This is a genomic window from Acaryochloris marina S15 (assembly GCF_018336915.1).
GTDB lineage: Bacteria > Cyanobacteriota > Cyanobacteriia > Thermosynechococcales > Thermosynechococcaceae > Acaryochloris > Acaryochloris marina_A.
Genome location: NZ_CP064923.1, coordinates 3,088,235 through 3,100,857, shown reverse-complemented (window position 1 = coordinate 3,100,857; position 12,623 = coordinate 3,088,235). Strand labels below are relative to the sequence as shown.

At 47.4% G+C, this 12,623-nt stretch carries 9 protein-coding genes, 22 tRNA genes and 1 pseudogene; 28 read left to right on the top strand and 4 right to left on the bottom strand.

Annotated features, from left to right (window positions below):
- Positions 1-275: 275 nt before the first annotated feature.
- From I1H34_RS14445 to I1H34_RS14315, 27 genes are all read left to right on the top strand, one after another.
- A complete protein-coding gene (locus tag I1H34_RS14445; protein WP_212661764.1) occupies positions 276-794 on the top strand; it encodes an HNH endonuclease in 519 nt (172 codons plus the stop codon).
- Between the two features lie 58 nt (positions 795-852).
- Positions 853-1,242 carry an alr0857 family protein gene (locus tag I1H34_RS14440; protein ID WP_212661763.1) on the top strand — a complete coding sequence of 130 codons (390 nt, stop codon included), beginning with the start codon at positions 853-855 and terminating at the stop codon, positions 1,240-1,242.
- Between the two features lie 201 nt (positions 1,243-1,443).
- Positions 1,444-1,518, top strand: a tRNA-Asp gene (locus tag I1H34_RS14435).
- Between the two features lie 115 nt (positions 1,519-1,633).
- Positions 1,634-1,708, top strand: a tRNA-Cys gene (locus tag I1H34_RS14430).
- 5 nt (positions 1,709-1,713) lie between these two features.
- Positions 1,714-1,785: transfer RNA gene (locus I1H34_RS14425), tRNA-Met, on the top strand.
- Positions 1,786-1,790: 5 nt separating this feature from the next.
- Positions 1,791-1,861, top strand: a tRNA-Trp gene (locus I1H34_RS14420).
- 33 nt (positions 1,862-1,894) lie between these two features.
- Positions 1,895-1,971: transfer RNA gene (locus I1H34_RS14415), tRNA-Glu, on the top strand.
- A gap of 14 nt (positions 1,972-1,985) precedes the next feature.
- Positions 1,986-2,061 (top strand) — tRNA-Tyr (locus I1H34_RS14410).
- 53 nt (positions 2,062-2,114) lie between these two features.
- Positions 2,115-2,200, top strand: a tRNA-Ser gene (locus I1H34_RS14405).
- Positions 2,201-2,204: 4 nt separating this feature from the next.
- Positions 2,205-2,278 (top strand) — tRNA-Arg (locus tag I1H34_RS14400).
- 155 nt (positions 2,279-2,433) lie between these two features.
- Positions 2,434-2,509, top strand: a tRNA-Asn gene (locus tag I1H34_RS14395).
- A 6-nt stretch (positions 2,510-2,515) separates the two neighbouring features.
- Positions 2,516-2,587, top strand: a tRNA-Gln gene (locus I1H34_RS14390).
- Between the two features lie 11 nt (positions 2,588-2,598).
- Positions 2,599-2,670, top strand: a tRNA-Gln gene (locus tag I1H34_RS14385).
- A gap of 56 nt (positions 2,671-2,726) precedes the next feature.
- A tRNA-Leu gene (locus tag I1H34_RS14380) sits at positions 2,727-2,800 on the top strand.
- A gap of 66 nt (positions 2,801-2,866) precedes the next feature.
- A tRNA-Leu gene (locus I1H34_RS14375) sits at positions 2,867-2,940 on the top strand.
- A gap of 52 nt (positions 2,941-2,992) precedes the next feature.
- Positions 2,993-3,066, top strand: a tRNA-Leu gene (locus I1H34_RS14370).
- A gap of 4 nt (positions 3,067-3,070) precedes the next feature.
- Positions 3,071-3,148: transfer RNA gene (locus I1H34_RS14365), tRNA-Leu, on the top strand.
- A 5-nt stretch (positions 3,149-3,153) separates the two neighbouring features.
- A tRNA-Pro gene (locus I1H34_RS14360) sits at positions 3,154-3,227 on the top strand.
- A gap of 186 nt (positions 3,228-3,413) precedes the next feature.
- Positions 3,414-3,486 (top strand) — tRNA-Lys (locus I1H34_RS14355).
- An 80-nt stretch (positions 3,487-3,566) separates the two neighbouring features.
- Entirely contained in the window at positions 3,567-4,868 is a 1,302-nt protein-coding gene (locus I1H34_RS14350) for an RNA ligase family protein (RefSeq protein ID WP_212661762.1), read from the top strand.
- Between the two features lie 109 nt (positions 4,869-4,977).
- Positions 4,978-5,400, top strand: a complete 423-nt coding sequence (locus tag I1H34_RS14345) for a hypothetical protein (protein WP_212661761.1) — start codon at positions 4,978-4,980, stop codon at positions 5,398-5,400.
- 105 nt (positions 5,401-5,505) lie between these two features.
- Positions 5,506-5,582: transfer RNA gene (locus tag I1H34_RS14340), tRNA-Met, on the top strand.
- Positions 5,583-5,597: 15 nt separating this feature from the next.
- Positions 5,598-5,694: transfer RNA gene (locus tag I1H34_RS14335), tRNA-Thr, on the top strand.
- A 65-nt stretch (positions 5,695-5,759) separates the two neighbouring features.
- A complete protein-coding gene (locus I1H34_RS14330; protein ID WP_212661760.1) occupies positions 5,760-6,275 on the top strand; it encodes an O-acetyl-ADP-ribose deacetylase in 516 nt (171 codons plus the stop codon).
- Between the two features lie 225 nt (positions 6,276-6,500).
- Positions 6,501-6,622, top strand: a tRNA-Val gene (locus I1H34_RS14325).
- 100 nt (positions 6,623-6,722) lie between these two features.
- Positions 6,723-6,795 (top strand) — tRNA-Arg (locus I1H34_RS14320).
- Positions 6,796-6,891: 96 nt separating this feature from the next.
- Positions 6,892-6,969 (top strand) — tRNA-His (locus tag I1H34_RS14315).
- Positions 6,970-8,101: 1,132 nt separating this feature from the next.
- Here I1H34_RS14315 and I1H34_RS32210 read toward each other — a convergent pair.
- The 3 genes and pseudogenes from I1H34_RS32210 to I1H34_RS14300 all read right to left on the bottom strand — a co-directional run bounded on the left by I1H34_RS32210 (position 8,102) and on the right by I1H34_RS14300 (position 10,462).
- On the bottom strand, positions 8,102-8,743 hold the full coding sequence (locus I1H34_RS32210; RefSeq protein ID WP_249369241.1) for a DUF6399 domain-containing protein: 642 nt from the start codon (positions 8,741-8,743) through the stop codon (positions 8,102-8,104).
- A gap of 19 nt (positions 8,744-8,762) precedes the next feature.
- Positions 8,763-9,026, bottom strand: a pseudogene (locus tag I1H34_RS14305) (IS1 family transposase); the annotation flags it as partial.
- 161 nt (positions 9,027-9,187) lie between these two features.
- Complete coding sequence (locus I1H34_RS14300; RefSeq protein ID WP_212661759.1) at positions 9,188-10,462, bottom strand: DUF4336 domain-containing protein; 1,275 nt, start codon at positions 10,460-10,462, stop codon at positions 9,188-9,190.
- A 756-nt stretch (positions 10,463-11,218) separates the two neighbouring features.
- Between I1H34_RS14300 and I1H34_RS14295 the strand changes: the two genes are divergently transcribed.
- The gene (locus I1H34_RS14295; RefSeq protein WP_212661758.1) at positions 11,219-11,569 is read left to right on the top strand and encodes a hypothetical protein; all 351 of its coding nucleotides are present in this window, start codon (positions 11,219-11,221) and stop codon (positions 11,567-11,569) included.
- Here the strand turns inward: I1H34_RS14295 and I1H34_RS14290 are convergent.
- Positions 11,566-12,555 carry a phosphotransferase enzyme family protein gene (locus I1H34_RS14290; RefSeq protein ID WP_212661757.1) on the bottom strand — a complete coding sequence of 330 codons (990 nt, stop codon included), beginning with the start codon at positions 12,553-12,555 and terminating at the stop codon, positions 11,566-11,568. The genes I1H34_RS14295 and I1H34_RS14290 overlap by 4 nt on opposite strands.
- Positions 12,556-12,623: the final 68 nt, after the last annotated feature.

Genomic DNA, 12,623 nt, shown 5'->3' with positions numbered 1-12,623 from the left:
AAACGCAGACTTACCTCAGCCAACCTCCATCGCCCCTCGCAACGTTCCGTTGCTGGTGCAGCGATGCAATTTGGCTTTGAGGCTTTGACAAACATAGTCTGCAGTCTCCCGGAAGGCAGAAATTGGGAAACCATTTTAGGTGGACTATATCAAGATCCAATCATCCAGAGCGGTAGGTGCGCCCCAGCACCGACATAACAGCAAGCCTTACCCAAACTTTGCTGAACCCCCGCTCTGACACCCAGAGCGGGGGTTCTTTTATTGAGGAGTGATCCATGACCGTTATCCAGCCTATTCTCCAAAACTCCGTGGTCGTCTTTTCTAAAGCCTACTTGCCCCTGGCCCGGATCAATATCAAGCGCGCCATTGTTCTTCTGATAACGGGTCAAGCTGAGTCTCTCGATTTTGGCAATACCCAGGTATGGGAAGTGCGATCGCCCAATCAGGTCTTGCAGGTATCGGAGCATATCCGCCTGCTGATGGGGAACCCAGGGCGGATGTGGAAAATCCCTCCCGTCAACCGCCGCGAGGTCCTTAAACGAGATCAGCATCGCTGCCAATATTGCGGTAGCCATCGCCGACTCACCTTGGATCACGTCATTCCCCGGTCTAAGGGTGGATTGCATACCTGGGACAACGTCGTCGCTGCCTGTGAGCCTTGTAACTCCTCAAAAAGCGACCGAACGCCAACCCAGGCAGGGATGACCTTGCAGACCAAACCCAAGGCCCCCATCCATCCGGCTGTTGCCTTTGCAGACCAGTTTTGGAAAAGCCAAGAAACCGCTATGCATTAAGGGCTGGGCCGTCCCAGTTCTCCGACTACAACTCAGAATTTTTTGGAGACAGTCCACCATGCTGAAACTGATCTATACCGACTTGGGACTGCATATGGAATATGTAGGGGATTCCTTAGAAACCGTTGTTTCTCACCATGTTGTTCTCACCGTCCGTACCGGCCTAACCCTCCATATTGAAATGGGACAGGCTTCTTTCCTACTCCCAGTGTTGACCCCTGGTTTGGGTGCTTTAGAAACGGCACTTCGCCAATATGACAAAACCCTAGAGATTGCTCGTGTGGATGCGGAATATGTCGAAGTTAACCTTTCTGGGACCTGGATGGCACAGACTGCCCAAGCTCATGAGGGGATGTTCTTAGCCGCCTATGACTATGAGACGGAGTTAATTCTTCGTCGTCTCTGGCAAGCTGCTGATCAGGCCCTAACAACGGTAGTTGTCGATTAAGATCCTTGAGAGGGAGTATTTTAGCTCATTCTATGGGTTTGCTCTCTCTCAAACTTAATTGCTCAAAAGAAAGTCAAAAAAACTTGTAGTATGCCCTTGACATTTCTGTAGTATATTTGTAGTATAAATGTAATGCAGTTGAAACGAGCTACTACAGCCAATCAACTTCTGAACCTTGAAAACTGAATATTTTCCACATTTGGGGGTGTAGCTCAGTGGGTCTAGAGCAGTCGCCTGTCGAGCGAAAGGTCGCGGGTTCAAATCCCGTCTCCCCCGTATAGTCTCGTGGACGATTAGATAAGTCGCTTTGGTTCTCAGCCAAGGAGAAGCGGGTGCAACTCCCGTCGAGACTTCTGAATTTGGCCTAATAGCAAATCGCTATAGGCCACAAGTCCAGGTAGCTAAGGGATAAAGCGTCGGTCTGCAAAGCCGGAAATCGTGGGTTTAACTCCCACCCTGGACTCCAAACGACGCAGTGTAACCTAACGGCAAGGTACTCGGCTCATAACCGAGAAGATGCAGGTTCGAGTCCTGTCACTGCTACCTTTGCGGGGATGGTGTAATGGCAACACCTCAGTCTCCAAAGCTGATGTTCTAGGTTCAAATCCTAGTCTCCGTGTTGCCTGAATCCATCGGTTCAGGCAAATACCAAAGTGGCGTATGCAAATGGTTTAAGCAGCTTGGTTTTCACCCAGGTGATTGCGGGTTCAAATCCTGTCGCCACTCCCAAACATAGGTCGGCTCGCCTACTGGTGTGGGCAACTGCCTGTAAAGCAGCCGCTTATTGTGTTGCAGGTTCAATTCCTGCCCGAACTACCAGTTTGTATTACAAGTTGGCAGCTTGTAGTACTTATCACTCAGCAATAGCTTTTGGAGAGGTGGCTGAGTGGGGAAAAGCGCTCCCCTGCTAAGGGAGTACGGTTTAAGACCGTTGCAGGTTCGAATCCTGTCCTCTCCGTTTTGAGAACGTGGTGTAACTGGATAACATCTCAGGCTACGAACTTGAAGATTGAGGGTTCAAGTCCTTCCGTTCTCGCTTTAGACAACCCATCGGTTGTTTTGTCCCCCGGTAGCTCAGAGGTAGTAGCGCCTGTGTGTTGGCGCAGCCTACCCGAAGGGCTTAGTGCAGGAGGTCGCCAGTTTCTCATTCGGAGATGCTTCGCGACCAAAACCGACCTGGGGAGCTGTCGTTGCCCTGTAGCTCAGTGGTAGTAGCGGTCGCCTGTTAAGCGAACGGTCGCAGGTTCAATCCCTGCCGGGGCAGCCAATTCTTTGCCGAGTGGACGAATCGCAAGTCGCCTGACTCTGAATCAGGAGGGTGTAGGTGCGAATCCTACCTCGGCATCTATCTTTTATTGTCCTGTGGTGTAACTGGCAACACTTCGCTCTTTGACAGCGAAATTCTAGGTTCGAATCCTGGTGGGACAGTTGGAGGCCGTTGAAACAAAACCTATCGCCTGGGTCTATTCACGCCTCCTTTTACTACTCCTGTGGCGCAATTGGCAGACGCAACTGTCTTAAACACAGTTTGTTGTGGGTTCGACTCCCACCAGGAGTATCGGGAATAGGGTGAGTTCACCCCTTGTTTCCGTTAACCTGTCAGGCCTGCCTGATTTCTCAATTTACTCCTGTAGCCCAATTGGAAGAGGCACTGGTCTCAAAAACTAGAGGTTGTGGGTTCGATTCCCACCAGGAGTACTAGAAATTTAAAGAACTCATCTTTGAATTTCTAACTCTAAATTCCTTTTATACTCCTGTAGCCCAACCGGAAGAGGCGCTGGTTTTAGAAACCAGAGGTTGTGGGTTCGACTCCCACCAGGAGTATTGTGCTCCCGTGGCGAAATTGGTAAACGCCTCTGTTTGAGAGACAGAGTTTTTGCAGGTTCAACTCCTGTCGGGAGTACCAGATATCCGGGTGTAGCGCAGTTTGGTAGCGCGCCTGGTTTGGGACCAGGATGTCGCAGGTTCAAATCCTGCCACCCGGACTGAGCCCCTAACAGATCAATGGAGGGGCCTTCCTCTCCATTGATCTGTTAGGGAACTATGAAGCTGATATAGCTCAAAAGACTAATGGGCCGTTGGCAGAGCGAATATGCAGCCGCCTTTTAAGCGGATAGATCTAGGTAGCTCCTTCGGAGCCGCTTCGCGTATATCCCCTAGGCGGCCCACCAGGGTTGTTAGCTCAGCTGGCAGAGCAGCCGCCTCTTAAGCGGAAGCGCGTAGGTTCGAAGCCTACACAGCCCATCATCCAATTTGGGGTGAAAAAGCCAGAATATCTGGCATTGATTTCGTTGATATTAGTCAGCCAATTGAGGAGTGACGTGATGACTGTGATTGTAATGGAGGTAAAAAACGTCGAGAAGCATCCGAATGCTGACTCACTCAAAGTGTATACGATGCAATCCCCTGGATCTCCTCCTACTCAGGTAATTGCAAATTTGGAACGAACCTATGAGGTCGGTGATCTAGTTTTGGTTGCCCAAGTAAATTCCGTTCTCAAAGACGGCACCAAAATCAAAGCAACTAAATTGCGAGGCATCGTCTCTTATGGAATGGCACTGGGTAAAACTGAATTACCAATGGGGCAAGATGTATCCAAGACCTATTGCCAACAGTCCGTTGTCCAGTCGGTGCAAATGCAGCGATGGCCGAGTGTGGAACTCCTGCATAATGTTCGACGCAGCTTAATAGTGTTGGAAGCCACTCCGGTGGTGACCTATCGAGCAAAAATCAAGCTGGATGGAACCAATGCCGGGGTGCAAATCTTCACGGATGGTCGAGTGGCTGCTCAAAGTCGTTCCCAGATCATCACACCAGACGATGACAATATGGGATTTGCCCACTGGGTCAGTCAACACATGGATTACTTCACTGCGTTGGCAGATCACGAGCACATCACGATCTTCGGAGAATGGTGTGGTCAGGGAATTCAAAAGCGGACTTCTATTTCCCAAATTGATCGCAGAATCTTTACGGTGTTTGCAATCCAGTATGGCGGAGTAGAAAATGAAGTTGCTAAGTTGGAGGTTAATCCAGCTCCGATTTCCCAGCTTTTACCATCCCATCCAGATATCTTTGTCTTACCTTTTTTGGGTGAGCCATTGACCTTGGATTTTGGCAACCGAGACCAATTGGAATCAGCCGCCAATTCTATCAACCAGTTTGTGTCTGAAGTTGAGCAAATTGACCCTTGGGTTAAAGCGACCTTCGGAATTGAAGGATTGGGGGAAGGACTGGTTCTCTATCCTCAAAGCCAAACCCGGGTGGATCGACTGACCTATCCTGAGCTGATGTTTAAGGCCAAAGGCGAAAAACATCAGGTGGTCAAAACTAAGCAGCCAGTGCAACTAGATCCTGAATTCGTTAAGAGTATTGATGAATTTGTGGCGTTGATGGTGACTCCCGCTCGCTTGGAGCAAGGGTTAACTGAGAGTTGCCAAGGGCCATTAGATATGAAGCAGTTGGGTGGATTCCTGAAGTGGCTGGCCCAGGATGTCCAAAAAGAAAGCAAAGCTGAATTAGAAACAGCACAGCTTTCTTGGAAGGATGTCAATAAAGCGGTTACTAATGCTGGGAAGTCTTGGTTTCGCGATCGCATCCTGTCTTTCTCTGACATTGCTCAGTAGGCAGGTGGTCACTATCGCTCCTATGGGAGTTGATCATTGGCCACCTCCCAACCTCAATTTCCGGGTGAAAGCCAGCTCATGATTGCTTGCGAGTCAAGATGGAAGTCTAATGGTCAAATCCAACACCAGTACAATCGTCCAAGAATTTTGTGATTGCACGTTACCAAAATCAGCGTGGACTCATGAAGCTCATTTGCGGGTAGGACTCTGGCATCTGATGCACTATTCCTCTCAAACAGCGTTAAATCTGCTTCGGGAGTGTATTCAACGGTACAACATTGTGTGTGGTGTGGTGAACACGGAGACTTCGGGCTATCACGAGACCATCACGCAATTTTATCTGAAAGTGATTATTTATTTCCTTGAACAGCATGATGTCTCACAGCCCATCGATCAACTAGCTGAGACTTTGATAGAAGAGTGGGGTGAACGCCATCTCCCCTTGATCTACTACTCGAAGGATCGGTTGATGTCGAAGGCAGCCAGACAGTGTTGGGTGGAGCCAGATCTGGCTCAAATGCCAGGAGTATAGGTTCACGGTAGGTATGAGTTTTGCGATCGCAAATCATCCTCCACCTCCTAAAACAACTCCAAAATTGGCAACCACTCTAGAGCAATGTAATATCCCAACCCTCATAGCGGAGATGGAGCAAGAGGGGCTCGGCAGTTTCATAAGCTGCACATCCGTGAGTGCAACTCTCACCTCCGCTACCAAATACCAAAACTTGAGCTGGTGCAGCTCAATGGCTAGAGCAATTGTCTTGTAAACAATAGGTTGCAGGTTTCTCCTTCGGAGACGCTTCGCGAACAACCCCTGTCACCAGCTTGTTCCATTATTTAGGTACAGAATGATGATATTTCTCACAAGGGAATTCCCTAAGGGGCTAATCCATGAATGCTCGAATCGAAATTGTCCAAACTGATATCACAACCCTTAAGGTAGATGCGATTGTCAATGCAGCTAATGAGTCATTGCTTGGCGGGAGTGGAGTCGATGGAGCAATTCATCGCGCAGCCGGGCCACAACTTTTGGCAGAATGCCGAATGCTTAAAGGCTGTAAAACAGGCCATGTCAAACTCACGAAAGGGTATCAACTGCCAGCCAAGTATGTGATTCACACCGTTGGTCCTATTTGGCGAGGAGGGGGAGCCAATGAAGCGATTTTGTTGCAAGCCTGCTATCAACGTAGCTTAGAGTTAGCAGTTGGCAATGGGATTCAAGCCATAGCCTTTCCTGCCATTAGTTGCGGAGTCTATGGCTATCCGATAGACCAAGCCTGTCAGATCGCCTTTGAAACGACCCTCAATTTCTTGCAGGAAAATCAATTTATGACCAAAGTTATCTTTGCCTGCTTTGGCGACTTGACTTATAACACCTACTTAAAAATAGCTGAACAGCCGAATTAATAGGTGCGAAATCATTGAGGTCTAAATAACTTAGGTGCATAAAACCTAACGGATATAAACCTTTTGCGGATATGGTGTGCCAGCATCAGAGGCTTCTAAACTCTTGATGTGAGGAGACGCTTCGCGAACAAATCTCGTTATCCGCTTTGGGCGAGTGTGATGTAGCAGTAGCATCTGGCAGTGCCAACGCCAGCGCGTGAGTGCGAATCTCACCACTCGCTTTGTGGTCCTGTAACTCAGCCTGGGAGAGTGCCTTTCTTACAAAAAGGTGGCCATAGGTAGCTCCAAGCCCCTTTGGGGTGGCTTCGTCAACGGAGCTGCTTCGCGTACGAATCCTACAGGGACCATCAGTGGGGGATAGCTCTGGTGAGCGGCTTCGCCTTATAAGCGAGGGGACCAGATTAGTCTAGACGGCTGGGATCATAACCCAGATCCCCTACCAAACCTGGGAGTGTCGCCTAAAGGATGGGGCACCGATCTTCTAAATCGGTCTGTGTAGGTTCAAATCCTACCACTCCTTCTATATGTAATTGGCAAAGCATCTGCCTTGTGCAGAAAGATGTCGGTATCTCCTATCGGAGACGCTATGCGTACAAATCCGACCAGAATCCACTGTGTTGGCCGAATCCGAAGCGGACGAGGAGCTAGGTTGTGATCCTAGTGTTAGCGGGTTCAAGTCCCGTCGGCCACCCCAATTCACGCTTTATGGAAGGTGCCGCCGAATGGTCGGCAACTGGTCTTGAAAATCAGGGTACGGTTCGCTGTAGGGGTTCGATTCCTCCACCTTCCTTTCTCATCCCATATGCTGTTGTCGAAGAGTGGATAAAGATTAGCTCTATACCTAGAATTCCACCAGAAGGGTTCGGTCCGCTGTAGGGGCAATTCCTTAGGAAATGCGATGCGAACGATTATTGAGGATTATTTTGGTCCAGCTCTACTCAATGGCGGGAAGTCTTAAAATTTTGCAATGCCCTAAAGGCTTTGGAATAAAAGTGTTTTAGGAGGCTTATGATAGGCAATTTATCCCTAGACTGACTAACTCTCAAGAACCCGTAGAATCTATGTCCACAAGACTTACAGCGATAGGGGTGAATGTTAAAAAGTAAAAGCACATTTTCATGGAATCCTCTAAGGCGAGAATGTATGAGATAACGGCTCTTACATCTGCGACAACTTTTAGCCACGGCTTTTACTTTGCTTCCTAGGACTGAGCTTTATCTACAGATATCCTGGCCTATTTCAATGAAAAATATAGTAATTTTTGAGACAATCTTGTACGTTTAATCGATGATTTTTTGATTCAATCATATTGTTTAAACTCACTAATAAGTTATATATATAGGTCGATTTATTTTTTTTAGAATTCTAAATATGGTCAGAGACCCCAGAGGTTCAGTTTCCACTGAAAATTAATTTCTCTCTTATCGATATATATTTCGCCTTTACTAGAGGCTTAAAACCAGTTCGAATAAATAGTAAATAAGCAAAACTCGTATTACATATTACTTCACCTGGCGCTTGAAAACTCTGTTTGACATGGCTTGCAGGCACATCTAACTTCAAGGCTTCAGATCGAAAAAGTCATCCGATTGAACACACTAAAACTCATGTGGGTGAAGCATTCTCAAGGAAATACTACCAGGTGAATATTCCCCTTCAGAAAGGGAATATTCACCTGGTAGTATATGCTACAAACGTGTTACAAATGATCTAACGCACGTTTGCAAGGGTTAAAACAGTGAGTGATAAAGGTACATCTGAAGGCATTTAATAACAGAAGGGTTCGCATATCTGCCTCTCTGTATGCACTAAGGGCGGGTATCAATTTAAGCCGGGAAAATAGCTTGGGTTAAAGGGTTAGGCCGTTTTGTTTTTGAAGACTGACGTGCCACTGGCAATTCCCCCATAGAGCTAACAACTGACTCAAACACATCAGGAAAAGGATGTCCAAAAAGCCGTTGTGCTGCGGTAATGCCATCTGCTCTTTTGAGGTCAAAATTGTGGATGATGGTGAGTACCTTCAAGGATTCTTCCGAGAACCCTCGGGCTGCATGATGCAATCGGGATAGATAGCCATTACGTCCCTCAACTGCGGAGGAAGTTCGTTGATACTTCGTACTCATCCATTGCGCCCAGTCTACCCACTCCTGGCTTTTTTGAGAGTCCATCTGTTGAGTTATGGGGTGCTTAAGCAACTGTTCATAAGCTTGTTCAGTCGCCTTTCGATAATCTGCCTTGAGTAGAGGATGCCGGGTTTTGTCCGTTTGCTGTTGCCAATAAGCCCAGGGCAATAGGCACATGAGTACCCAGTTCTGTACATCAAGATCATCTGTGACTCCCTTTAGCGCTTGAGTCACCCATAGCCACCAAGCATGAATCCCTTGAGCCATTGATGGAATCTGTTGTTGGAATGAGTCAATAGCTTTACTCCCTTTCTGAGCACCATAGGTTTTGGCTAGAGCGGACATCTGGGCGGGGGGGACTGGTCTATGACCAGGGCACATACTTCAAACTTTTACTGATTAGGAGTTCTAAAGTGCTCAGCGGGCGTGAACAAAATCCCATCTCCATTGCCGGTATTGTTTGCTTACTGAGGCCTCAATTTGGCCTAACTCAGTTATGAATCAGTCGTTGTACGTCTAACACCCGCTGTAACCCTGACAGCTTCTTGGCGTAGAGATTCTGTCTCCTTCGATAAGCACTACATCGTCCCCTTAAAGCGGCATTCTGAGCTTCGTGGTGGTTGGCATGGGGAGCATGTCACCTTTGCAGATGCACAAAATTTGTAATCAGAAATTTGATGTCTGAAAGCAAGACTAGCAAGGATTTCTGGGATAAGTATAAATACTAGATTGCAAAGGTGACATGCTCCCAGAGCGATCGCCTTGATCCAAGCATCCAACAACAAGAAACTATTGCTCTGAGGTCTCTCTAGGCAAGGATTTAGCCGGTGGTGTAATGTTGCGATCGCACAAGAATCGATCCACCCGATCCAAAAAGGCCATATCTTCCTTGGGAAAGCTCACTGAGATGGGTTGTTTTTTAGCAAACCACCCTCGTTTAGGAGGTGGTAAAGGCCGCAAAAAGTCAAAAGCCTGACTAAATTTCTGGGGCGTGGTCATAACAGGCGCATCTAAATGGCAGGGAATAATGCGACGAAAATTCCATTGAGCCACTCGATCAGCCCACTGGAGTACCATCTCTGGATTGCGATTAAAAATCAGTTTTCGCAGAATGGGTGCCACAATCGGATTTCCATCTTGGCGGAATGCATCGAAGGCTCTCTTCCAATCTGGATTCCACTGTACGGGAAATAAGCCAAAATAAGCTTTCTTGGATCGATCAGGAGCTTTCCGGGCATCCTTAAAAGTCTGTTTTGTATTCACAACGTCTAACACACTCGGCTGGAAATAGAAGGCGAATAGGGCCATACGTTGCCACCCTTTGCGCCGGACCGTTGGCGTATCTTCAACTACGTCAAAGGCATTATTTTTGGCATGGAATAGCATCGGATAGGGGGCAAACTGTAACACCTGGGGTGGGTTCACGGGAATAGAAACAATGGAGTCTGTTACCAGCAAAGTTTTGGATTGTTTATGAAAAAGAGCGACTTCTTCAAATGGACCTAGGCCCAAATCCACGGGACCTAAAATGGCATAGTCAAATTCATCGGCAAAGGGAGTATCTGCACTATTGGCTGGTAGTTCTTGGGTTTGGCGACGAGACAGCCCCAGCCAACTCAAGGGGATATTGAGTGGAAACGTCCATTGGCTAGGTGAGACAAAAACTTGGGCCTGTGGAAACCGCTTAGAGAAAGGCCCCGTAAACACCTTATGCTCAATCCCAGAAGCAGTCGGCAGGATAATGTATTTAATCTCACCATGCTTTTCAATTAGGTCTTTGACCAGGCGGATACATTCCCGTGTGGGGGCAACTGGCGCATAAACCAACAACCCCCCAGCAGCTAATTTAATGACCGTCATCCGCACGGGGATAATCACATAAAGAATGCCCTGGAGCTGCTCAAAGGTCCAAATTTTTCCTTTGATGATCTCTCGGCAGAGGGTGCGGCGTTGACTATAGGGGTACAGGGGGACAAATGGCCAATAGGGCCATGACCAATCCCTAGAGCGTTGGGGTTGTTTGGGTTCTGATTGATTCTGTTCGCTTCTTTGGGTTGTTGCCACTGCCACGCATCCACACTTCAATAATTGAGACAAAGAGATAATCTTCACCTCAATTTAAGAGTGTAGACAAATCCCTGGCTAAAATGTTTGGCGTAAATGAATATTCTTTGGGGCAGTCTAGTCAGCAATCCTATCTAAACAGACGTCTTCTGTCTTCAGAAGCTAGGACTGCGGCCAATTGAGGGAAGGGTTGATAATCTGATTTTGCTCCTGCGCCGGTAGAAATGAGCCAGGTAACAAATTGGGCCAAGAATTTGACAGCCAAAATAGGGTAACCATGAGCATGACAATCATCGTGGCGTGACTAAATACGACGAGGGTCTTGAACTGACTATCCATAATTTGGACTCTCTCTGTAATGCTAAAGGTAGGCTGCCTACGTAGCGATATGAGTCTACAGTGCCACAGAGAGATTCTGAACGGTCATTTCTTTATATAAATCAAAGAAAAAAGGCCCCAAAAGTAGATTTTAGAGCCATTAGCAGGTGATATCTGCATTAGAGGATTTATAGAAGCTTGCGCCCCTATGCCTATATATCGGTTGGCTCTGAAGCTTTTACGCAAAGTTCGAGAAAGATTTAGGAAAAAAACTGGATTCATGTTCAAAAACCCTGACACCAAAAGGATTTCATGAGATAAAAAAATATTGCCATGAACCCATAATTCAGTTCCTTTTCTCTGTTGCTCACTCATGGAGTGCTACACCGAGAGCATTCAAGGTAGGATCGAAGCCATTAGCGTTCAATCTCTGTCACCATGGCCAAGCGTGCTTCTTCCTCAACCTCTTATCAAGCTTCTGCTCCAGAGGATCAGGACTTTACGAATTCCATGCGCATTGTCGGCGGCGTCGGCTGGTCCAGCGTCATGACCCTAATCATTGGTATTGTCTTGGTGCTGATTCCTCAATATCCTAGACCCTGGCTATGGTATGTCATCCCTTTATGGGGTGTGTTATCGGGATTGGGGGTCTTTTTACAATGGTCCGTTGCCAGAGGTCCTTGCCCTAAGTGTCGTGTTGTCCAATCCGTACCGCCAACCTTGAAACGCTGTCCCAACTGCCGCAGCTATCTCAAGGCAGTGGATCGAAAAATCGTCAAAGTGGGCTAGAACAGCTCCCATTCGGGGGAAGACAGCATTTTGAGCTGTTGAATTCGCTGACTGAAATAACTATCGTCTAAACGGCAATTGTCGTGAACCTTGGCTGATTTCAACCCAATAGACCATTGCCAAATGTGGGCCGCTTGGGAAAACGGTTGAATCGAGTCTTCTTCCTTGGGTGTAACCGCTTGAACGGTTTGATAGCCCTCTAGAAAAGAGTTGCGCACTTTCTTTTGCATGCCAGTGCGGGCCGACACATGTAAAAACTTAGCTAGTTCGAAGGCCCGCCAACCGTAGCCACATTGATCAAAGTCAAATAAGGTGACTTGATTGTCGTCGGTGAAATGAACATTGCCACTATGGGGATCGCCCCAGCATACGCTCCAAAAAGGCGGGTCTTTGGGCATGCCTTGCAATTTGTTCTTAATTTCGGAAATGATTTCGATTAGGTACTCACGATCTTGGGGACGATGTTGGAGAAAGGGTGCGATCGCATCTAAGGAATCGTCCAATAAATAATCAAGGGTTAAAGGCTGTCGATGGGCCTGACTGTGAAAATCGGTGGCCACCTGATGGAGACGACCGATGGTTTCTCCTAGTTTTTGGCCTTGGGTATGACTCAAATCTCCTAAGGGAACCTGGCCTGGTGCAAAATCAAATAAAGCCGCATACCGTTTTCCTTCAGGTGCTGCGATCTCGATAGATAGTTGACCGTCTAGGGTGTGTAATGGACGGGCAACCGGGATGTCCCTTTGTTGCAAAAAAACCAATAATTCCAACTCAAAATCAATTTCTGATTTGGTTCGCCAATGGGCATGGGACACCCTGAGCACAAATGATTGAACCGCAGTTTCAACTAAGTAGACATCACTCAAACCACGGTGCCATAACTTGCAATGGGTAATATCTTTGATCTGAAAATGAGGCAGGATCCTAGATACCAAAGCATCACAAGCAAGGGTTGAGTAGGTGACGGGAAAAAAGGGTGAGGTCATGATCAAGGGTGGGACATCCCTATCGAATCAACTACACATCAAGCTGATGGTTAGAATGCCCTCATAGT

Excerpts from the sequence above, each read along its gene's own strand:
- I1H34_RS14445 (WP_212661764.1), top strand. The coding sequence starts at position 276 with ATGACCGTTATCCAGCCTATTCTCCAAAACTCCGTGGTCGTCTTTTCT.
- I1H34_RS14440 (WP_212661763.1), top strand. The coding sequence starts at position 853 with ATGCTGAAACTGATCTATACCGACTTGGGACTGCATATGGAATATGTA.
- I1H34_RS14350 (WP_212661762.1), top strand. The coding sequence starts at position 3,567 with ATGACTGTGATTGTAATGGAGGTAAAAAACGTCGAGAAGCATCCGAAT.
- I1H34_RS14345 (WP_212661761.1), top strand. The coding sequence starts at position 4,978 with ATGGTCAAATCCAACACCAGTACAATCGTCCAAGAATTTTGTGATTGC.
- I1H34_RS14330 (WP_212661760.1), top strand. The coding sequence starts at position 5,760 with ATGAATGCTCGAATCGAAATTGTCCAAACTGATATCACAACCCTTAAG.
- I1H34_RS32210 (WP_249369241.1), bottom strand. The coding sequence starts at position 8,743 with ATGTCCGCTCTAGCCAAAACCTATGGTGCTCAGAAAGGGAGTAAAGCT.
- I1H34_RS14295 (WP_212661758.1), top strand. The coding sequence starts at position 11,219 with ATGGCCAAGCGTGCTTCTTCCTCAACCTCTTATCAAGCTTCTGCTCCA.
- I1H34_RS14290 (WP_212661757.1), bottom strand. The coding sequence starts at position 12,555 with ATGACCTCACCCTTTTTTCCCGTCACCTACTCAACCCTTGCTTGTGAT.